Raw genomic sequence first — 19596 nt, forward strand, 5'->3', positions numbered from 1 at the left:
CTTCCGGGATTAATAGAAAGATATCATCAAGGGGACTTAAAATGAACGTGAACGACATTCCGGCACTGGACCACGAAGCAGGCATGCAGGCCTTCGACATGGATGACTCCGTCATAACGCGTTCCAAGATCATCGAGGCGATCGTCGCCGGCGTGATGCCGATGCCGGTGTGAACGGTCGCCGGGTCGACTTACCAGGAGGGTTGTTATGAAAAACGCTGAAGAATTCGAGGCCATGTTGCTCGATCCCGATTATCGCACCCGCCTGCGGGAAAGCGGTCGCGAGCAGCGCGATGCCATCATGTCGTCCATCGACAACATGGCGCTGGAAGAAAAGATGCGCCAGGCGGACGGGAATGCCGATGCTATCTTCGATGCGGTCCACAAACATTTCACTCTCGATCGCGTGCAGCACATGCTGTCGGTCGAACAGAATGCCTTTGCCCGGGTGCCGAGTTACGAATCGCTCTTCACCCCCGCGGTCTCGAGCGAGCAGGCATCTTTCGCCGTCATGCGCTCCCGCCACGCCCTGTCGCTCGTCAGCGCGATGGATCCGCACATGCTGGCGCTCGCCAAGAAGCGCAAGCAGGGTTCGCGCCGCACCGTCAGCTTCCCGAGCGGCCGCGCCGAATACGTCGTGCTGAAGGGGGAGATGAAGGTCCGCGTCTGGCGCATGCAGCCATTCGATGACGCGACCGATCTCAAGACGTTCGACTCAGGCCTGCGCTGCGACGAGCCCATCGTCCTCAAGCCGGGCAGCCGCCTGCGCCAGGCGGACTTTGAATCGCTCGAATACTTGGCCCACGACCAGTCGTGCCTGTTCCTCTATACGCAGATGAACGTCGGCAACGTCCCGCTCGACCTCTCGCTCTATATCGACGACGGCTCGGTCGCGACGGTGTCTGCATCAGACGCACTGTGTACCGGCTTGCAGATGCAGAGTACGCTGCTGCGCTTGCTTGGCCGGGTCGATGCGGTCGACGCGATCGAAGAGCTGCTCGACGACAAGCACCACTTCATCCGCTGGCACGCCATGCGCGAACTTCTCGGTCTAGACCGCGACCGCGCCTGGCCCCGCCTCGCCAAAATGGCCGAGGACGATCCCCAGCCAGCCGTCCGCCGCGCCGCGGTGAAAACCCTGACCATGCTTGCTGCTTCGCCCGAAGCGCAAGCCGCCTGACCCGAGGAGAGAAGCGATGCCCTTAGTCGCCAAGGTCAATACTCAAGAAACCGCCCAACTTGGGGACCTGATCGAATTCATGGTCGATCACAAGATCGACACCACGTCGCACGACGACATGTTGGCCACGTCGGAATTGCTGCGCAAGGTCAGTAACGACAAGAAGCTCGTCGCCGATTTCGCCCTGCGCAATCTGAAAGGCCGCAATAATTTCGATGCGTCGAAAGTGTCGTATGGCCCGCAGACGATCATGCTGCACCATGACCGCAGCCAGAACTTCTACATACGTGCGAACTTCTGGCCGAGCGAGAACGACCACATCTTCCGCGCGTCTAAATCTCGGTCGTTCTTTTATTACGTACCGCACGATCACAATTTCAACTTCATGACCGTCGGCCATCTCGGTCCGGGCTATCGCAGCAATTACTACGAGTACGACTACACCGCAGTGGATGGCTATCCGGGCGAGAAGGTCGACTTGAAATTCGTGGAGAATACCGCACTCGAGGAAGGCAAGGTCATGCTCTACCGCGCCTTTACCGATGTCCACGACCAGCGCCCCGGCGAAGCGATGTCGATGAGCATCAACATCATGGAAAGCACGCTGCGCGGCAGCTTCATGGATCAGTACCAGTTCGATATCGAGAACGGCTGCATCTCCGAACTAGTCAACCGCGTGCCCGCGCAGGCGCTGATGTCGATCGTCGCCATGTCCGACGACGAGAACGGCGAGGACTTCCTGCGCGAAGTCAGCCGGACGCACCAGAGCGGCCGGGTCCGTTGCCTGGCGCTGGGTGCTCTGGCGAGCGTTCAGGACGGCGTGGAGGGTGCCCTCGACGTCTACCGGGCGGGCAACGCCAATGATCAAAATCAGGTTCGCGGCTTTTGCCGCACAAGGCTGACGGCTCTCGAAGAGCTCGTCGACTGAACCGGGGACGCGAGGAGGTTATCATGACGATGGTTTCTGCACTGGACACGAAAGCGGTTGTGAAGGGCTCGGCAGCGAATTTGTCGCTGGAAGAGAAGCTCAAGCTCGTGCCGCTCGATGGTGCGCAGTTCGAACGGAAATCACCGTCTATTCCTGGCGCCCCGAAAACGGTCGCACTGGCAGACAATGACAATCCCGGCCGCAAGAAGCTGGCTTTGTCTGCCGCTGCGGCGGTCCTCGGTTCCTGCGCCGTGCTGGCCTGGTCTTTTCAAGACCACTCGGCGGCACAGGAACTGGGGACCGTCGTCCAGCACGCGTCCGCATCGCCGACTACGATGCGGCCGGCCCCTGTCGAAGGCGTACTCACCGCGTCCGGGTACGTGGTGGCCCGCCGCCAGGCGACGATCGCCGCACAGTTCACCGGTCAGGTGGCCAGCATCCTCGTCACCGAGGGCATGCGCGTCGAAGCGGGTCAGTTGATCGCGCGGATGGATTCCAGCGCGCTCGCCAGTTCACTAGCCTCCGCTGGTGCGCGGAAGTCCGGCACCTATGCGCAGGTCGCTGCGGTCGATGCCGAGCTTGGCAATGCGCGCACCACGCTGGCACGCTATGAAGAGCTGGCCGCACGCGGCTTCGCTACCCGCAAGGATCTCGACGCATCCCGCGCGCAGGTCGCAATGCTGGAAGCTCGCGGCCGGCAGGTGCGCGCCGATGTCAGCGCCGCTGCGGCAGACCTTGCCGGGGTGCAGAACACGCTGTCGCAATATGCGATCCGCGCACCGTTTGGCGGGACCGTGATCGCGATCAACGCACAGGAGGGCGAAATCGTCTCCCCCATATCCTCGGGCGGCGGGTTCACCCGCACCGGCATCTGCACCATCGTCGACATGGAAAGCCTCGAACTCGAAGTCGATGTCGCCGAGGCGCATATCGCGCGGGTCGGCGAGGGCGATCCTGTCGAAATCACCCTCTCCGCCTATCCGGACGTTAGGTACGAAGGCCGCGTGATCACGGTGGTTCCCATCGCCGATCGCAGCAAGGCCAGCTTTAAGGTCCGCATCGAGGTTCTCAATCGCGACGAGCGGATGCTGCCCGAAATGGTTGCCAATGTCCGCTTCCTAGGTAAGCCATAACAATGCACATGAACATCATGAAAGACTCCCAGACCGATCCGATCCTTCGCCTCGAAGGCGTGTCGAAATCCTATCGTCGCACGAATTTCGAAATCCCGATCTTCAGCGATCTCGATCTCGAATTCTCCGCCGACGAGTTCACCGCGATCATGGGGCCGTCGGGTTCCGGCAAAACGACGCTGCTCAACATCCTGGGCGGGATCGACCGGATCGACAGCGGCAAGGTCATGTTCCACGATCGCGACATCTCGAAAATGTCCGACCACGAAGCGGGCCAGTGGCGTGCGCGCAATGTCGGTTTCATCTTCCAGTTCTACAACCTGATGCCCGGCCTCACGGCGGCGCAGAATGTCGAACTGCCGCTCACGCTCACGCGGCTGAACAAGGCTCAGCGCCGCGCTCGCGTGCACGCGATGCTGGGTATCGTCGGGCTCGACGACCGTGCAGATCACCGGCCGAGCCAGCTTTCGGGTGGCCAGCAGCAGCGCGTCGCGATCGCCCGCGCGCTTGCCACCGATCCTGAACTGCTGCTCGCGGACGAGCCGACCGGGGACCTCGATCGCGAGACCGCCGACAGCGTCCTCGACCTGCTGCAGCTGCTGTGCGTTTCGCTGGGCAAGACCGTCATCATGGTCACGCATGACCAGAGTGCGGCGGACATGGCCACACGGGTGCTGCATCTCGACAAGGGCCAACTGGTATCGCCCGCCAGCCGCACGGTGCAGGTATGAACCTAGTTTTCGCCCATCTTCGCCAGCACAAGTTGCGCACCGTCCTGCTGACGCTGGTCGCGATGATCGCGTTCCTGATCTTCGGTACGCTGGCCGGCGCGCTGAAGGCCGTGGACCCGACCGGCGACGTCGAGGACAGCGACGAGCTGATGGTCCATTCGAAGGTCGGCCTGTTGTTGGGAATTCCGCTGCATTACGGGCAGCAGGTCGGCTCGCTGGACAGCGTTGCCGGTTGGGCGCCGGTGCTGCTGCTTGCAAGCTATTTCGGCGAGCCCAGCAACCCGATCACGACGACGATGACCGATGTGGAGCGTTACCTTGCCTTTCACGAAGGCGAAATAGTGGTCGATGCCGCAGCCCGCGAACGCCTGTTGGCGCAGCGCGACGGTATCCTGATTGACCGCGAACTTTCGGAACTTTATGGCTGGGACGTGGGCGACCGCTTCTCGCTGACCAGCGATCTCGTGCGCCACAAGGATGGCAGCGGCGACTGGCCGGTTCAGGTCGCAGGCATCTACGATGTCACCGGCGAGGATGGCGGCTGGGGGGTCATTGGCCATTACGATTACGTCAACAGCGATGTGCTGGCCTTCGAGGACAAGGTTCACTGGCTGCTGATCCGGACGATTTCGCCCGACCGCAACGACGCGGTGGCGGCGGAAATCGACCAGCGTTTCGCCAATTCGGCGGCGGAAACGAAGACCGAACCCGGCGCTGCTATGGCCAAGGCGTTTCTCTCGCAGATCGGCGATCTGACCTTCATCGTGCAGGCTATCGTCGGTGCTGCCTTCGTCACCATGCTGCTGGTCGTCGGCAATTCGATCTCGCTTGGTGTGCAGCAGCGCACCAAGGAGATCGGCATCCTTCGCGCGCTCGGCTTCAGCCGCCGCCGGGTGTTTGCCATCGTCCTGTCGGAAACGGTCTTCCTTGTCGCGGTCGCCTTCGCCCTCGGCATGACGCTCGCAGCCTTCCTGGTCGCGCGCATCTTCGAGGCATTCGCCGGAGGCCAGATGCCGCTGTTCTACCTGCCGCTCGAAACCGTGCTGCTCGGACTGGCCTTTGCCATCGGCGTGGCCCTGCTGACCGGCGGCCTGCCGAGCTACCGGGCGATGCAGCTGCAGCCGACCGAAGCATTCAGGAGAGCGTGATGAATTACGGTTTGCAGATCGCCGCAGTCGCAAAAACCTCGCTGCAGAGCATGGGCCATCGCTGGCGGCTCGCCGCTTCCACCGTGGTCGGGGTTGCGCTGGTCGTCATCGTCTTGCTCGGTTTCCTCGCCATGTCGGAAGGCTTTCGCCGGACGCTGGAAGAAACCGGGTCCGACAGGGTTGCGCTGCTCGTCAGCGATGGCGCGAATGCAGAGCCGATGAGCTGGGTTGAACCGCAGCAGGCCCTGCTCGCCAGCGAACTCCAAGGCGTGCGCACCGATGCCGGCAGCCCGATGATCTCGGCGGAGGTTTACCAGGGCATCAGCCTTCCCGACGCATCCGGCGAAGAAAAGACGCTGGGGCTGCGCGGCATGGACACGAAGGGCCTCGCCATCCGCCCCGGGCTCGACGTGATCGAAGGGCGGCCCTTTGCTGCCGGAGCGCGCGAATTGCTTGTGGGCGAGATCGCCATCGCCCAGCACCCGCAGCTTGCGGTCGGCAATACGGTCGCGATTGCCGGGGCGCAGTGGACCGTCGTCGGCGCGTTTTCCGCTCAATCGGGATTGCACGGCGCCGAGATATGGACGGACGCGCAATCGCTTAAGGATGTCTACGGGACCGGCACCGGTTATAATGCCGTCCGCATGGCGCTCGCGAGCGGCTTTACCGCCGCAGACCTGCAGGCCGCTGTGAAGCGCGATCCGCGCCTGACCGATCTCGAAGTCGTCGGCGAGGACGAATTCTACAGCGCGCAGGCGCAGGGTATCGTCAAAATCATCGAACTGATCGGCTGGCCGATAGCCATCATCATGGCGGTGGGTGCAATCGCGGCCGCGATCAACACGATGTACAACTCCGTGGAGGCCCAGACCCGCGAGATCGCCACGCTGCGCGCGCTCGGCTTCGGCGGTATGCCGGTGTTCATCGCGGTGATGGCTGAGGCCTTCGTGCTCGTGCTCGTCGGCGGCGTCATCGGCGCGATGGCTGCGACCGCGCTGTTCCAGGGCCTTGAGGGCACTACGATGAGCAGCTCGCATTCGCTCATGACATTCAAGTTCGCGGTTTCAGGACAGTCGATCGTCCAGGCCATCGTGCTCGCCACGATAGTTGGCCTGATCGGCGGGCTGTTCCCGGCAATGCACGCCGCGCGCAAGCCGATCCTCGACGGATTGAAGGAATAGGTTTTCCCGCATGGCCAAAAGGGCGGCGGGACGAGGCAAGACGATAACAACGATAAGAGCCTTCGGGAGGGAAAGATGGCCGAACATAACGAACAAATCAGCAAGAACTGCGGCACGACGGCAACCTTGCGGACGGTGCTGGCCGCCAGCGCACCGCGCAAGGGTCTGATCGCGGTCGGGATCGCCATCGCGCTGGTCGATGTGGCCGCAACGCTGGCCTTCCCGCTGGTCGCTAAGCAGCTCGTCGATTCGATGGGCGATGAGACATTTTCGCTCCCCGGGCTTATGTCCTCGCCCACCAGCCAGGCGCTGTTCGCCCTGCTCGTGCTCGGCGCGATCGCCAGCGGCATCAGCGCCTACCTCCTGTCGAAAGCCGGCATGCTGATCGCGCAGCGGCTCAAGGGTCAGCTATTCGCCACGATCCTGCGCCGTCCGGTAGGCTATTTCGACCGCACGGAAAGCGGCGAGCTGGTGAGCCGTTTCGCCAATGACACGCGCAATATCTCGGGCCTCGTCACGAAAAACCTAGCGGGCGTGTTCGAAGGAGGCCTCGTGCTGTCCGGTTCCGCGGTGCTGCTTTTCATGCTCGACGTTCCGCTGACCCTGATGATCTTCGGCGTTATCCTGGGCTCGTTCGCGATCATGGCCCCGGTCCTGATCAAGACAGCGAAATTCACCGAGCGCATCAACGATCAGAACGCCCGGTTAGGCAGCATGCTGACCCGCGTCTTCGGGGAAATCCGGCTGGTGAAGGCCTTCAATGCCGAGCCTGTCGAGGCGCAGCGCACGGAACGCAAACTGGCCGAAATCTTCCGAGACAATCTGCGGATCGGCAAGATCGAGGCGCTGATTTCGCCGATGAACGGGCTGGCGCTCACCCTCGCGATGCTAATCATCTTCGGATATGGCGGCATGCGGGTCGCACTCGGCACGCTCTCGATCGGTACGCTGACCGCCTTCATCCTCTATATCTTCAACATCGTCGGTCCGATCATCCAGTTCTCGATGATCTTCACCCAGTACCAGGCGGCGCTCGGCTCTTCGGCTGTGCTGGCCGACATGCTCGATGCTCAAGCCGGGGAGCCGGACGAGTGCGACGAAGCACCCGAAGATGCGGCTGCGAGTCTCCCCGCCATCGGACCGGCCAACGCTATCGCATTCCAGAACGTGCGCTTCGCCTATGCCGCCAATGACGAAGCCGAGGCTGGTGCGAGCGAGGGCGAGTGGGTGTTCTACTTCGACGACATCGCAATTCCGCTGGGCAAGCGCACGGCCATCATCGGCCCGAGCGGCGGCGGCAAGTCCACCCTGTTTGCGATGATCCAGCGGTTCTACGCCCCGCAAACCGGTCGGGTGCTGTATCGCGGCCGCGATATCGCCGGGTTCGACCTTGCCCAGTGGCGCGGCATAATCGGTGTCGTGCCGCAGGGCAGCAACCTGCTGTCCGGTACGGTGCTCGACAACATCGTCTACGGCGACCCGGACCCGTGCCCGGTTCGGGCATGGGAAGCGGCCAAGGCCGCCCATTGCGACGATTTCCTAGCCGGGCCAGACGACCTCCTGCGCGAAGTCGGCGAGAGCGGTGTGCTGCTGTCGGGCGGGCAGAAGCAGCGTGTCGCGATTGCACGCATGTTCTACCGTGATCCGCAGATCCTGCTGCTCGACGAAGCGACCTCGGCGCTCGACGCCGGGAACGAGGACCGCGTCCTGACTGCTCTGGAATCGCTGATGGCTGGGCGCACGACCATCGCCATCACCCACCGCGTATCCAGCTTGGAGCGGTTCGATAATGTGATCGTCGTCGAGCAGGGACAGGCCCGGTGCACGCCCGAGCCTGCGGAAGCGCCGGGTGAAGCCCGCCGCAAGGAAGTCGCACAATGACGGCGACCGCTACAACAAGACGCCCGCTCGACGGTGCCCGGACTTTCGAACGGCTGGTATGGGCGAGTTTCGCGCTCTCCATCCTGCAAGGGACGTTGCAGATGGCCCCGTCGCTGGATGTCAACGGATGGGCGATCAGCCTCACCAAGCTGTTCGTCTCGCCCGTGCTTTCGCTGCTAGTTGGCCTTGCCGTGATTCGGTTCCGCAGCAAGCTGGCCGGTGTGGTTTACATCCTGTCGCTGCTCGTATCGCTGTGGCTGGTCTATCTCGATCTGGTGGAAGATTACTGGCGCAACCTGCCTTTCGCCATCGGTTCCACATCGATACTCGTCGACTTGCTGGCCGCGTCTTTCATCGTCCGGTGGCTCGCCCGTTCCGAACTCTGACCAGCTGCAAAATGCCATCGTCCGGGCAGGTCTCGCTCCGACCCCCGACCCGCTTAAATTCCGAAAGAAAAGATTGAAGACGTGCCTGTGACCAAACTCCCCATTTCCGCCTTTCTCCCGGCCCTGCTGGCGGCGACCCTTGGAGGAGCGACCGAAGCCCGGGCACAGGTCGAGACGCTGCCCGAAGCGCTGGCGCTTGCCTATCAGGGCAATCCGACGCTCACCGGCGCGCGCGCCGACCTGCGTGCGCTCGACGAGGAGGTCCCGATCAATCGCGCCGAGGGCCTGCCCACGCTCAATGTCGACGCGACTTATGTCGAATTCGTCAGCCAGTCGTCGAACCAGTTCACCGCGCCCGACCGCAACCTTGGCGTCAATGCGCAATTGCTGGTGCCGGTTTATTCGGGCGGAGCCGTGCGCAACGCGGTGCGCGGCGCAGAAATGCGCGTCGAGGCTGGCCGCGCCGAACTGCGGGCCACCGAAAGCGCCATCTTCAGCCGGACGGTTGCGGCCTATATGGATGTGCTGCGCACAGAGGCACTGGCGGCGCTCGCGCAGAACCAGGTCGATGTCCTCGGCGCGGACCTCGCATCGACACGTGGACGGTTCGAACTGGGCGATGTGACGCGCACCGATTTCGGGCAGTCGCAGTCGCGCGTTGCGCTGGCCCAAAGCGAACTGCGTATTGCGCTGGCGGGCCTCATCACGGCGCGAGAGACGTTCCTGCAACTCGTAGGAGATGTGCCGGGCGATCTCGCGCCCCCGCCGCCGCTGCCCGATATCCCCGACACAATCGAAAGCGCTGTCGCAACTGCACTCGACAACAATCCGGACCTCGCTGCCGCGCAACGGTCGGTCGACGCTGCAAGGTTCGACAACGAAGCGGCGGGAGCTGAACGCTCGCCGCGCGTCTCGCTGTTCTCCAACGCCGAATACAGCGACTTCTTCGGGACGCTGGGCGGGCCGGTGGCTGCCGGTTTTGCGCAGTCCGAAGTGACTGGCAATGTGGGCGTCAGGCTGACCTTCCCGCTGTTCCGGGGCGGCGCCCCGGCTGCCCGCCATCGCCGTGCACAGGCGCGCGAGGCGAGCGCGCTGGAGCGCGCCGTGCTGATAGAACGCGAGATCGTCCAGCAGACCCGCGCGGCCTTTGCCAACTGGCAGGCGTCGCTAGCGGTGATCGAGAATGCGCGCGTGGCGATAGAGGGGGCGGAGATCGGGCTGGAAGGCGTGCGCGCGGAAAGCACGGTGGGCAACCGCACCGTGCTCGACGTGCTCAATGCTCAGCAGGAATTGCTTTCGGCCCGCGTGCAGCTCATCACTGCGCGGCGCAACGCCTATGTTGCGGGCTTCACACTGCTTGCGGCGATGGGACTCGCCGAAGCGCGCTCCCTTAATCTCGAAACCGGCGCAGCGCTTTACGATCCTACGGTCAATAGCACACGGGTCCGCAATATCCTGTGGGACTGGAGCCGCGATGCCGATCCCGTGGTGCAGGCGACGGGCACGTCGGGCTGGCCCGCCACGACAGACGAGTTCGCGCCTCTGTCGACGAGCCACTAATTACTTGGAAACCAATGGCGGGATAAGATTGGCAACGGCGCGATGCTATACAGCGTTGCGCGCTTTACCACCGGTCAGCGCCAGTACGGGAACGCTTGCAAGCTCTTCTCGCTTCGAGTGTAGCGCGCCCCTGCAAGACCCCGCCACGCGCGATGCGCGCTTGACGCCGCTTTCCTATCCCGACGACCTTGTCGCTAACCTCCAGGCCGAGGAGCCGCATGCCTGGCGTTGGGCCGAGGGGCAGGGGTAGCCGGTCGAGACCGAGGAGGTGCGCGAGGCGATGCTGCGCGGCAGCTACCGGCTCGTGCCCGCCGCGTATCCCGATTACTACGCCACCTGTGAGGAGGCGATGGGCAAGCTTAGCATCGAAGCTCCGGTCACGCTTTACCAAGGCGAACGATGGCTCGATGAACGCCTTGCTCGTTTACATGCCGGGCGAAATCCACTTCGTCTTCTTCAGTCCGATCCTCGAAAAACTGGCGAAGGAGGAGCTGCTCGGGCTGATGGGGCATGAACTGTCGCATTTCTGACCGGCAGCTTTGGGGCCGTTTGCGGACAGTCCGCTCTCGGCCATCTTTTGCGAAAAGCCGTCATTCCGCTAACGGCCAAAAGTTGCCAGTTTGAGATAAAATCAGGTGAATTGCGTCGCAAGTCGAAGTAAGTCACTATCCGATCATGGACGATAAGCTTATCCTCGATCCCATTGAGCGTCGGGCTGAAAAGCAGGCGCAGCGAGACGCTGATGCCCGGGCTTTGGCTCGAGGCGACGTCACGCGTGAAGAGCTAGCGCGAGCGAATGGTCTCTTTTCGTCGCCTGCGATCGTTAACCGTCGGGTGGTCCGCAGATACGGGCACCGTTCGGAATGACCCAGATGATAGAAGCAGATATCAAGGCACTAATCGGGCCCCGGTTCGCTTCAGAGCTGCTCGCTACAGAGTGGTACCACACGCAACCAATTCCAGGATTTGGTAAGCTGACCGCCCGGCAATTGGTTGAGCAAGGTCGTGGTAACGAAGTCGCCCAGTTCCTCACTGCGGTTGATTGGGGTGTTCACGCATAAGTTGTCGCCCCTTATTGTCCCTCCGCATTTGTACTTAAGCAGGTCTGCTTGTGATCCTCCAACACACAAACCGGACAGGCTGCTCTCGACCCAGAAGCGGACATTTCTATTGTTTCCCGCTGCACCCTGCTCGATACTGGCTGCGGGGAATAGCTAATCGATGACTAGGTAGGCAGAGAGCAGCGTGTGTGACAATTTGAGTGCCCAGGGAAGGCTTAGTACAGTTTTCAAAATTGCGAAGGCTTGGGGCCTGAGCGAGGACGAAGAGGCGGCCATACTTGGTCAACCGGATCGCGAAGTGCTGCGCGCCTGGAAGGAGGAAAGTGGACCGGAGATCGGCAAAGAGACGAAGCTGCGGATGTCCTACGTTCTCGGCATCTTTCGAGCGATCAACACGCTGCTACCCGTCCCTGAAGTGGCCGACGCATGGATGCGCAAGCCGAATGAGGCGCCGATCTTCGGCGGCCGTAGCGCGCTTGATTGGATGACGGACGGCCAAATCGAGGACCTGAAGATCGTTCGGCAATACCTCGATGCAGAAGCACCGCCCCTCGACTACCCCAATCGAATGTTTGCCGTGCTTAAAGGCAAAATCGAGATACCCGATGATTTCGATGAGCTGCCTCACGATATCATCGCCGCGATGGAAGGGCGGTAGCGGCGGAGATTTGAGTAGGCTGCATTCCGCTCATCCGTTCGGGCGAGGGCGATCCTTTTTCGGAGGTCTTCTACTTCCGACAACCCAATATCTTATACTTTTTATCAACCTCATGTTTGATGAACGCTGGAATTTCAAAATGCGTCAGAATCTCAATCTTCGGCATGGAATTGCAAATTGTTTTCGTACCGGAGCAAAGCGAATTTTTCCACAAATCAGTCGTTTACCTACACCACGGATCTTTGCACGGTTGCAGCCGCAACTGCAGAAAATATGGCTGCTTCCCATGATCCTTTTTCCAATTCTTTGTGCTGCGTGCAGCCCCCTGCCGGTAGCGGTCGCAATCGACACATCCTGCTCCGTCACCGAGGGCGACACGATCCGCTGCGGTGATGAGCGGATACGCCTGCTCGGGATCGATGCGCCGGAAAAGCCAGGTCATTGCCGGCTAGGGCGCCAGTGCGCGCCGGGCGACCCGTTCGCTTCGAACGAGAGCCTTCAAAACGCATTTGGCAATGGTCCACTTTCGATCGTTCGCCTGGGCGAGGATCACTACGGACGTACCTTGGCCTTGGTTCGTGCCGGCGAGACCGATCTGTCATGTCACCAGCTCGCTGGCGGACAAGCCATTTACGTAGAACGGTGGGACGACGAACGTGCTGTGGCACGTACTTGTCCGGATTTCGTCAGAAATTGATTTCGCAGGGCGCCGTGTGGGCACCTCGGTGACCGCAGGCGGTGCAGCGAGCACGATCCTCGAATTTGTCCAACGGCATTTTTGCTATCCGTGGGCCAACCTGCTGCATGAAAAGGACAGCGTTCACTTCAATGATGTGATCGCATTTCAGGCACGCGATGCGAAGGTTGTACCCACTGCGGGCGCAGTCGCTGATCGAATCGAGGCTGTGACGAACCATGCCTCGCTTTGGAACATCATGAGAACATCGGTCAAGTTCGTGGTTTCCTACATTGCAACCGATGGACAGAGCGGTTCCTGTGAAGACAGCAGACGAACTAGCCCCATCGATCCGCTGCCGCGCTGTTAAGTCCATCGAACCGGACCAATCCCCAAGCTACATCACCTCACCGACGAGGCAAATACGATTAAGCTGGCAAGCTCAGCGCATCGGTAATTCCGTGGAATTACTTAGAGTTCGCGTACTCTGCAGCCAGCACATTTGGTAAAAATTTATTATTACTCAGGCGTCAACAATCCCGCTCAGAGGGGCCATGAAACCCCGGTAAATTAATTAAGAGGGTGTTTGAGGTGCAGCTGCGCAATGTAGAGGAATGTATCGCTGCTGCGCGGCGCGAGCGGGCAAGAAGATTAGCGCGCGTTAAAGCATTCGAAGAGAAATACTTTGGCGAGCCTGCCTGGAATATCTTGATCGAGACTTACATTCTTACCGTGGAGGGCCGCGGGGACATAATGATGAAGCACTTGGTAGACCCCGCCAAGGTGCCGGCCACGACATTTTCCCGATACGTCGATTTGCTTGAAGAATGGGGCGACCTTGCTCGTGAAAAAACTGATCGGGATAAACGTTTTACCCTCGTCCGGCTTACAGATCAGGGCCGCGACCGTATCGAGCGATCCTTGAGCGCGATGATTGGCGAGGAAGAACGGTTCATTGCGCCGCATCGCCGAGACCAAGAAAACCAATTGTTGCCTAGCCGGTGTTTTGAGTGGGTTGAAACACTTAAGGGCAAATAGGTAACCGTAGTTTACGCCGGTAAAACTTATTTTATTATAAGTTTGCCCGATGGGGCAGCAGTTCAAATCCGATCGTCCGGTTTTAAATTACTATGCTACAGCTGGGCATCCGGTTATTGTGGAACGCGGGCGAGCAATAGCCTTCATCTGGGATGGAACCGCTTGGCTCGCATCTTACGGCCTCGTCGAAATTCTGGATCTCAAAGACAAGCCTATCACGCGGCGTTCATTCACTGCGATGTTTCCGGATGTAGATTATAGATTGTTATGTGCCACGCTTCGCATGCGGTCCCGAATGGATAGACACGCTGTCTAGGACACTATCACTATTTGCACACTAAGGCTCTCTTTTGGGATCGCCTCATCCGATTGAATAGCTTGTTGCTGCAATCATTCTGCGTAAATTCGATCGAGACGTTGGCTGACTATTAAGGGTAATCGATAGCAATTCGGGCTTTTAATACTTGCTAATTAAATACAATAACCCTTCGGTTCATGTATTATCGTGAAGTGGGGGCAAGTTGAATTACAATCCGAAAAACTTTGAACGCAGGCGTGATGCTCATTCGCCGGTTCGATGGGAAAGCGCGCCTTCGGTAAAGGGCCGGGGCGAACGCATTAAAACGGTCCTAGCCTTGGGCGCCGGAGCCGTGCTGGTTGTGTTACTGGTGGCGTGGCCGCTCTCAAGTCTCTTCAACCTTTAGAAAATCTTGCTCAGCGCATTCTAAATTAGCTAGATTTAAACGTGAATCCTCGCAATATGACACCTTGCGATGATGCAGGGGGCATTGTCGCTCATTAGGGGCATATCATGAAAAAACTGAGCTTTGTGGTTTCGGCCGCGCTTATCGCTACGCCTTCGTTAGAGCCGATCGGCTTGACAGATATTGCATTTACTTGACAAATACTTCCCTTCGAGTGTTTGTTTGGCCTGAGGGGATCTAGCTGTTTTCCTTTAAGCTCTTCCGGTAAGATCGAGGGGGCAGGCGTGGCGACGATTAGGGAAATCAAACTTACGGGTAGCAAAAGCGACGGTGCGCGGCTCGTCTGCAGCGTTCACGGCAAGCTCACCGATTTTGGCAGCGGCAGCCTTGTGGTGCGAGTCCACCAGGATGCCTGCTACAACCTGCTGGTCGTGTGTGAGGGTAAAGCCGGAAACGAGGCGACGGTCGAAATCGAGGCGGTGCACCGCGACTGCAAGCTTGTGGGATTTCTGAGGACCGTCAGCCCGGAACCCGCGGTTTCAAAAAGCTCACAGCCAAGATCCCCGCGAACGAGATAACTGCGCTGGCTCTCGACAGGTTTGCGGTTGTAGTCGATGCGACGCCCGGAGACGCAAAGTGACGAAAGGCAGCTTCCTAGTCGTGCTCGGTGCCGCCTGCCTTGCAGTACCCTTGCCTCTTTTGGCGCAGGATGCGAGCGACAGGGATGCCGAAATCGAGGCGCTTAGGAGCGAGCTACGTGCCGCGAAAGAGCATATCGAAAAGCTCGAGGACCGACTGGAAACGCTTAGTGAAGCCAAGACCGATACCCAGCTAGCAAATGCCGACGGTACATTCCAAATGTCCCCCGGCGCGGGCGCAATCGCTCCAGTTGTAAAGCCTGCCCAGTACAACCTGCCGCGCCCTGATCTGGTGTCGGTGGGTACCGGCAGCAGTCCTGCAACCGGCGGAACGGTTGCGACGGTCGGGCTCTTGGCTGGAAAGGACAGTTCGCGCGCCTCCGTTACCGTTAGCCGATCCGCGTTCCGCGCATCGCCGACAGACTGCACCCTCCAGCCAGGCGAAGTGATTGATCCGAATGAACGGTGCAATGACACAAGTGCCGGATACAGACAGGACGTGACATCTCTCTCGTTGTCGGCACCGCTTGCCAAGTCGGGCGACACAAGTTTTGCGACCCTCGATGGCCTCGCCACCGGTACTAAGGCCGAAGTTCGCTTCACGCGTTTCCTTGGCCGCGTCCCTCCTGCACACGCCGTGTTTAGCAGCGCTCCCGTTGCCGCGGCGCGCACGCGCTGTGCCGAGCAGAACGCAGGCGCTTATGACACGTGTATTCGTGTCGATGAGGCCTTCCTTTCGCGCTACATGACGCCGGAAGAACGTGCAGCATACGATCGCTTTGTGTTCGATAGCGTAGTAAAGGACAGCTTCGGCCTAACGGTGGCCGGCTCGCTCGGCTATGAAGAGTTCGCCTTCTTTCCGGCGCCTGCGCTAGCTGAAGATGAGGTCGAACGCCTCTCCTATGGCATCAAGGCTGGAGCACTCTATTTCCCGTCGAGGAATACGTCATTTCTCTTCGAGACCGAATACCAGCGCTCGTGGAAGGCCGCGACCTCGGTGACAAGGTGCCCGACTGATCCCGGCGATGGCGACAGCTTCCTGACCTGCGTGACCGGCGCCCCGGCTGCTCCGAACGAACAGGAAAAGCTCATCCTCGCCCCGCAGTTCCGCAGGCTGATCCCGCTCAGCCAGTCCGGTCTGATCCGCAGCTTGGGGTTCGCGCCCAAGTTCGAATACGACGTCCTGTCGGATGACTTCGCGTTCGACTTGCCGGTCTATCTCGTGACCAGCAAAAAGGACGGCTTGGTCGCCGGTATCCGAATTGGTCTAGTATCGGAAGATGACGACGAAGACGTGAAATTCGGGGTGTTCTATGGGCAATCCTTCGACCTCAGGTCATTCTAGTAGGCTTATCCCTACCCGCTCCTCGGGGGAATGTGCGCGTTTGGCACCACGTAATCTTGACCTCTACAAGGTCTCATCGAAAGCGAGTTGCGCGCAAGATAAATCGCTGTGCCCCGTCGGCTTTTTAGCGGTGCACTCGCCGAAAGCCGACTGTCCGCAAACGGCCCAACTCGGGTCGTTAAGATGGAGCCTTTCAGCGGATTCCGCGGCCAGCACATCATTTCTGCCGGGTGGAGTGATGCTTTTCCGGACCATAGCAGCAATCGACCTCTTTCATAACTTCTTCGGTAGGACCAGCCTTGCCCGATATGATCGAGATATCGCCTGTACTCTCTAAAACCATCGATCGCACATCCGATATGTCGTTGATACCTTGTAGGCGTATCTCATAAAGAACGTCGCTCTCGCTTACGCGCGTTTTTGCGAGCGCGCCTTTGAGTATCTTGCCGTCGTGCATTAGCATGACTGGATCGTTTTCTATGAGTAGCTGGAAGGTTCGCGAACCACGGCGAAGAACTGCCAATATGACTTGAGCAGTCAGCAGGGCGAGTATCGCGCTGAACGCCTGAGCCAGCGCCGTCCATTCGGTAACGGTTGCAGCTGATGCGAGTAGCGAACCGGTAGCGAGCGTAACAACGAAGTCGAAAGCGGTCATTTTCGAAAACGTTCGAAGACCGATTATGCGCACGACGATGATTATCCAGATCAGAGTCACGATGCCGAACGATGCGCCGCGCAGAATTGCATCGGGGTAATCGGTTAATCCAAACATGCGTTAATTTCCTTGGGTCCTATCTAGTGGAAAAGTGGCCTATCTGAGCCCGCAAATAGCAAAACTCGCCGAAGTTCCCTCTTTGCCCCGCCATACCTTCCGGACCCGTCATACCCTGCAGATACGAAAATCAACCGCGTTGGGCCCCGAAGCCCACATTTGTTACTCCTCCGAATAAGGGAAGGAAAATCCAACTACAGCTTATGACGCTGGCACATGGTGCTTTCTGCCTCGCTACCGCGAACTCAAAGAGAGATGAAGAAAGATAAGGGAGCCTGAACACTTGACGCACTACAACGCTGAATTCGCAGCCTTGCATCGCCAGTTCTAGAGGTGCTTTTGAGGAAACCTCGGAAGGCAGTTTCAAAAATTTGGGGGAGGTGCGAGCAATGCGCGTGCTTCAACCTAGTCCATATAGCATTACGCGAGTGTCGGTACCTTATCTATCGGGCGACAGGCCCGCTATATACCCTAGAATGAGCCAAGACTATTTGGACGGGAGGTCGCCCACTTTACGCAATCGCATAGCTTGTGCCCTGGCATGTTTGATGGACGCTTCGGAACAATCAGTATTAACCAATTCATCGATTTCATCAGCAGCGCGATTAATGATCTGCTTCAAAGCAAGCTTGTCTTGCTCTGCATTTCTCAGCTCGTGGCGAAGTTCGCACTCTTCGTCAGTCATAACTAAATCATAATAAGAGTACTGGATCCGCGCAAGGTAGCGCACTGAGTAAGGTTGATGGCGGTTAACAGGGCATATCACATGGAAACCAAACCATAAGCCGAGCGATTTACCAATTGTGGCCGCAAGGGCAGGTTCTCCTGACCCAGCTTTTGGCCCGCAATAAAATGATACTAAGTTCAGGGACAGGTTGGAATTCGCTTGAGTATCGATTTTGCCGCGTTGCTGGAAGCATCGCCAAACCCTTACATGGTTATGGACCCGGATCTGCGGCTCGTCTGGGTCAATGAAGCCTATCTCGGCGCGACCATGCGCAAACGCGAAGATATCATCGGCAAACGGCTGTTCGACGCGTTCCCGGCCGATCGTGCGAGCGAAAGTTTCCGGCTGCTGGACGGTTCTCTACGGCGGGTATTGAAGACAGCGGAAGTCGACGAGATCGCCCTCATTCGCTACGACATCGCCGGTCCAGACAATGGCATGGAAAGCCGCTATTGGAGCGCAACTCATACGCCGCTGTTCGATGACGATGGCGATGTAAAATTGATCCTTCAGCACACCGTAGATGTAACGGAGTTGCAGGAACTGAGGCAGCTTCGCCAGCAGGCCGATCTCATTCGTCGTGCGGAAAAGGTCCAGTCTAGAAACCTAACTTTAGTGCGGGAAAGCAGGCGCCTTACCGAGTTCTTCGATCAGGCTCCTGGTTTCGTCGCGGTTCTTGGAGGACCCGGTCATGTCTTTGAAATGGCGAACACGGCCTATCTGGATTTGGTCGGCCGGACTGACATCGTCGGAAGGACGGTGGAGGAGGCGCTTCCTGAAGTTGTTGATCAGGGTTTCGTCAATATACTCGATGAGGTCTATAGGAGCGGCGAACCCTATATAGGAAAGCGTGAACAGGTCATGCTGAATACGGCCGATGATGAGGCCGGCGCCATTCGCTATCTGAATTTCATCTTCCAACCTTTCTTCAATGCCGCAAACGAGATCTCTGGGATTATCATCCAAGGCTACGACATCACTGAAGAAGTCGCCTATGAAGACCGGCAGGAATTACTGATCAACGAGCTGCAGCATCGAGTGAAGAATACGATAGCGGTGGTCCAAGCTCTCGCTAAGCAGACATTCCGAGCAGTCCCCGCAGCTAATGGTGCGCTGGAGCAGTTTACCGCCCGGCTATCCGCCCTGTCCGCTGCCCACAGCTTGCTTACCGAGAGTAGTTGGAGACCAGCATCCTTGCGTAGTCTTCTTAGTGCAACTCTAGGCGCGTCGCTGGGCGATTGGACCGGACGCGTCAGCATGGACGGCCCGGAGCACCTCCTCGATCCCGAAACAGCCCTCGATCTTACGATGACGTTCCATGAACTGGCTACCAACGCAGTCAAATACGGCTCGCTTTCCGTTGACGATGGACAGGTCTCGATTGGTTGGTCGGTAAGCGGCAGCGAGGATGGCAATGTAATTCTCATGACATGGCAGGAATACGGCGGACCGACCGTTGTCGAACCAGAACGGAAGGGCTTTGGGACGCGGCTGATTGAACGCGGCTCGCATTCCGGCGGGGATGCAGATGTTACCATGGAGTTTCTACCCGGAGGCCTGAAATGCTGCCTCGCCATCCATGTAGCCAAAGATCCGCAATCGGTGGAGTACGGACGCTCGTTCGCCAGGTTCAAGAAAAGAAGCTAGGATAAAACGTTAGCGTACCCGTCACTGATTGCCGAACGCCTATATGCTGACCGGCTCAGTTCCGTTAGATTAGCTGGAGAACTTGCTACTCGGTGCTTAGAGAAACCGCCAGCAGCTCCCGAAACGGTCATAGCCGTCAGACGTCGGTAACGTCCGCTTTCGGGCTATTCAATACGGACTTAAGCTACCCGCCGAAAGCAGGC

The 19596-nt window shown here is 59.1% G+C and carries 20 protein-coding genes; 17 read left to right on the top strand and 3 right to left on the bottom strand.

The window, feature by feature from the left end; genetic code table 11:
• Window positions 1–41 precede the first annotated feature (41 nt).
• From ACYQ0G_RS10850 to ACYQ0G_RS10920, 15 genes are all read left to right on the top strand, one after another.
• Window positions 42–173 (top strand): hypothetical protein, encoded by a 132-nt coding sequence (locus ACYQ0G_RS10850; protein ID WP_460102448.1) that lies wholly within the window; start codon window positions 42–44, stop codon window positions 171–173.
• Window positions 174–207: 34 nt separating this feature from the next.
• On the top strand, window positions 208–1179 hold the full coding sequence (locus tag ACYQ0G_RS10855) for a HEAT repeat domain-containing protein (protein ID WP_460102450.1): 972 nt from the start codon (window positions 208–210) through the stop codon (window positions 1177–1179).
• A gap of 16 nt (window positions 1180–1195) precedes the next feature.
• Complete coding sequence (locus ACYQ0G_RS10860) at window positions 1196–2107, top strand: hypothetical protein (protein WP_460102451.1); 912 nt, start codon at window positions 1196–1198, stop codon at window positions 2105–2107.
• A gap of 23 nt (window positions 2108–2130) precedes the next feature.
• Window positions 2131–3240: an efflux RND transporter periplasmic adaptor subunit gene (locus tag ACYQ0G_RS10865; RefSeq protein ID WP_460102452.1), complete on the top strand. Its 1110-nt coding sequence runs from the start codon at window positions 2131–2133 to the stop codon at window positions 3238–3240.
• Between the two features lie 8 nt (window positions 3241–3248).
• Complete coding sequence (locus ACYQ0G_RS10870) at window positions 3249–3971, top strand: ABC transporter ATP-binding protein (protein WP_460102454.1); 723 nt, start codon at window positions 3249–3251, stop codon at window positions 3969–3971.
• Entirely contained in the window at window positions 3968–5119 is a 1152-nt protein-coding gene (locus ACYQ0G_RS10875; protein ID WP_460102456.1) for an ABC transporter permease, read from the top strand. Before ACYQ0G_RS10870 ends, ACYQ0G_RS10875 begins: the two co-directional genes overlap by 4 nt.
• Window positions 5119–6300: an ABC transporter permease gene (locus tag ACYQ0G_RS10880; protein WP_460102458.1), complete on the top strand. Its 1182-nt coding sequence runs from the start codon at window positions 5119–5121 to the stop codon at window positions 6298–6300. Before ACYQ0G_RS10875 ends, ACYQ0G_RS10880 begins: the two co-directional genes overlap by 1 nt.
• Before the next feature lie 75 nt (window positions 6301–6375).
• Window positions 6376–8181 (top strand): ABC transporter ATP-binding protein, encoded by a 1806-nt coding sequence (locus ACYQ0G_RS10885; protein WP_460102460.1) that lies wholly within the window; start codon window positions 6376–6378, stop codon window positions 8179–8181.
• Complete coding sequence (locus tag ACYQ0G_RS10890) at window positions 8178–8567, top strand: hypothetical protein (RefSeq protein WP_460102461.1); 390 nt, start codon at window positions 8178–8180, stop codon at window positions 8565–8567. Before ACYQ0G_RS10885 ends, ACYQ0G_RS10890 begins: the two co-directional genes overlap by 4 nt.
• An 87-nt stretch (window positions 8568–8654) precedes the next feature.
• The gene (locus tag ACYQ0G_RS10895; RefSeq protein ID WP_460102462.1) at window positions 8655–10127 is read left to right on the top strand and encodes a TolC family outer membrane protein; all 1473 of its coding nucleotides are present in this window, start codon (window positions 8655–8657) and stop codon (window positions 10125–10127) included.
• Between the two features lie 407 nt (window positions 10128–10534).
• Window positions 10535–10657, top strand: a complete 123-nt coding sequence (locus ACYQ0G_RS10900; protein ID WP_460102464.1) for a M48 family metalloprotease — start codon at window positions 10535–10537, stop codon at window positions 10655–10657.
• Between the two features lie 829 nt (window positions 10658–11486).
• A complete protein-coding gene (locus tag ACYQ0G_RS10905) occupies window positions 11487–11846 on the top strand; it encodes an MbcA/ParS/Xre antitoxin family protein (protein ID WP_460102467.1) in 360 nt (119 codons plus the stop codon).
• 139 nt (window positions 11847–11985) lie between these two features.
• Window positions 11986–12543, top strand: a complete 558-nt coding sequence (locus ACYQ0G_RS10910; RefSeq protein ID WP_460102468.1) for a thermonuclease family protein — start codon at window positions 11986–11988, stop codon at window positions 12541–12543.
• 28 nt (window positions 12544–12571) lie between these two features.
• Window positions 12572–12892 carry a hypothetical protein gene (locus ACYQ0G_RS10915; RefSeq protein ID WP_460102470.1) on the top strand — a complete coding sequence of 107 codons (321 nt, stop codon included), beginning with the start codon at window positions 12572–12574 and terminating at the stop codon, window positions 12890–12892.
• A 221-nt stretch (window positions 12893–13113) separates the two neighbouring features.
• The gene (locus ACYQ0G_RS10920; protein ID WP_460102472.1) at window positions 13114–13560 is read left to right on the top strand and encodes a hypothetical protein; all 447 of its coding nucleotides are present in this window, start codon (window positions 13114–13116) and stop codon (window positions 13558–13560) included.
• A 955-nt stretch (window positions 13561–14515) separates the two neighbouring features.
• Here ACYQ0G_RS10920 and ACYQ0G_RS10925 read toward each other — a convergent pair.
• Complete coding sequence (locus ACYQ0G_RS10925; protein WP_460102473.1) at window positions 14516–14749, bottom strand: hypothetical protein; 234 nt, start codon at window positions 14747–14749, stop codon at window positions 14516–14518.
• A gap of 151 nt (window positions 14750–14900) precedes the next feature.
• Between ACYQ0G_RS10925 and ACYQ0G_RS10930 the strand changes: the two genes are divergently transcribed.
• The gene (locus tag ACYQ0G_RS10930; protein WP_460102475.1) at window positions 14901–16247 is read left to right on the top strand and encodes a hypothetical protein; all 1347 of its coding nucleotides are present in this window, start codon (window positions 14901–14903) and stop codon (window positions 16245–16247) included.
• Between the two features lie 217 nt (window positions 16248–16464).
• On the opposite strand, the gene ACYQ0G_RS10935 is transcribed toward ACYQ0G_RS10930, so the two are convergent.
• Both ACYQ0G_RS10935 and ACYQ0G_RS10940 read right to left on the bottom strand, forming a co-directional pair.
• Window positions 16465–17019, bottom strand: coding sequence for a DUF421 domain-containing protein (locus ACYQ0G_RS10935; RefSeq protein WP_460102477.1), 555 nt, complete (start codon window positions 17017–17019; stop codon window positions 16465–16467).
• A gap of 487 nt (window positions 17020–17506) precedes the next feature.
• Window positions 17507–17704 carry a hypothetical protein gene (locus tag ACYQ0G_RS10940; RefSeq protein WP_460102479.1) on the bottom strand — a complete coding sequence of 66 codons (198 nt, stop codon included), beginning with the start codon at window positions 17702–17704 and terminating at the stop codon, window positions 17507–17509.
• 201 nt (window positions 17705–17905) lie between these two features.
• Here ACYQ0G_RS10940 and ACYQ0G_RS10945 point away from each other — a divergent pair, with 201 nt between their 5' ends.
• A complete protein-coding gene (locus ACYQ0G_RS10945) occupies window positions 17906–19393 on the top strand; it encodes a sensor histidine kinase (RefSeq protein WP_460102481.1) in 1488 nt (495 codons plus the stop codon).
• The last annotated feature ends 203 nt before the right edge of the window (window positions 19394–19596 follow it).

It is taken from the genome of Qipengyuania triglochinis, assembly GCF_054655615.1.

What these genes read in the sequence shown, in the direction of transcription:
- ACYQ0G_RS10940 (WP_460102479.1), bottom strand. Translation starts at nt 17,704, where the DNA reads ATGACTGACGAAGAGTGCGAACTTCGCCACGAGCTGAGAAATGCAGAG.
- ACYQ0G_RS10850 (WP_460102448.1), top strand. Translation starts at nt 42, where the DNA reads ATGAACGTGAACGACATTCCGGCACTGGACCACGAAGCAGGCATGCAG.
- ACYQ0G_RS10900 (WP_460102464.1), top strand. Translation starts at nt 10,535, where the DNA reads ATGAACGCCTTGCTCGTTTACATGCCGGGCGAAATCCACTTCGTCTTC.
- ACYQ0G_RS10870 (WP_460102454.1), top strand. Translation starts at nt 3,249, where the DNA reads ATGAACATCATGAAAGACTCCCAGACCGATCCGATCCTTCGCCTCGAA.
- ACYQ0G_RS10935 (WP_460102477.1), bottom strand. Translation starts at nt 17,019, where the DNA reads ATGTTTGGATTAACCGATTACCCCGATGCAATTCTGCGCGGCGCATCG.
- ACYQ0G_RS10855 (WP_460102450.1), top strand. Translation starts at nt 208, where the DNA reads ATGAAAAACGCTGAAGAATTCGAGGCCATGTTGCTCGATCCCGATTAT.
- ACYQ0G_RS10890 (WP_460102461.1), top strand. Translation starts at nt 8,178, where the DNA reads ATGACGGCGACCGCTACAACAAGACGCCCGCTCGACGGTGCCCGGACT.
- ACYQ0G_RS10885 (WP_460102460.1), top strand. Translation starts at nt 6,376, where the DNA reads ATGGCCGAACATAACGAACAAATCAGCAAGAACTGCGGCACGACGGCA.
- ACYQ0G_RS10875 (WP_460102456.1), top strand. Translation starts at nt 3,968, where the DNA reads ATGAACCTAGTTTTCGCCCATCTTCGCCAGCACAAGTTGCGCACCGTC.
- ACYQ0G_RS10910 (WP_460102468.1), top strand. Translation starts at nt 11,986, where the DNA reads ATGCGTCAGAATCTCAATCTTCGGCATGGAATTGCAAATTGTTTTCGT.
- ACYQ0G_RS10880 (WP_460102458.1), top strand. Translation starts at nt 5,119, where the DNA reads ATGAATTACGGTTTGCAGATCGCCGCAGTCGCAAAAACCTCGCTGCAG.
- ACYQ0G_RS10865 (WP_460102452.1), top strand. Translation starts at nt 2,131, where the DNA reads ATGACGATGGTTTCTGCACTGGACACGAAAGCGGTTGTGAAGGGCTCG.
- ACYQ0G_RS10860 (WP_460102451.1), top strand. Translation starts at nt 1,196, where the DNA reads ATGCCCTTAGTCGCCAAGGTCAATACTCAAGAAACCGCCCAACTTGGG.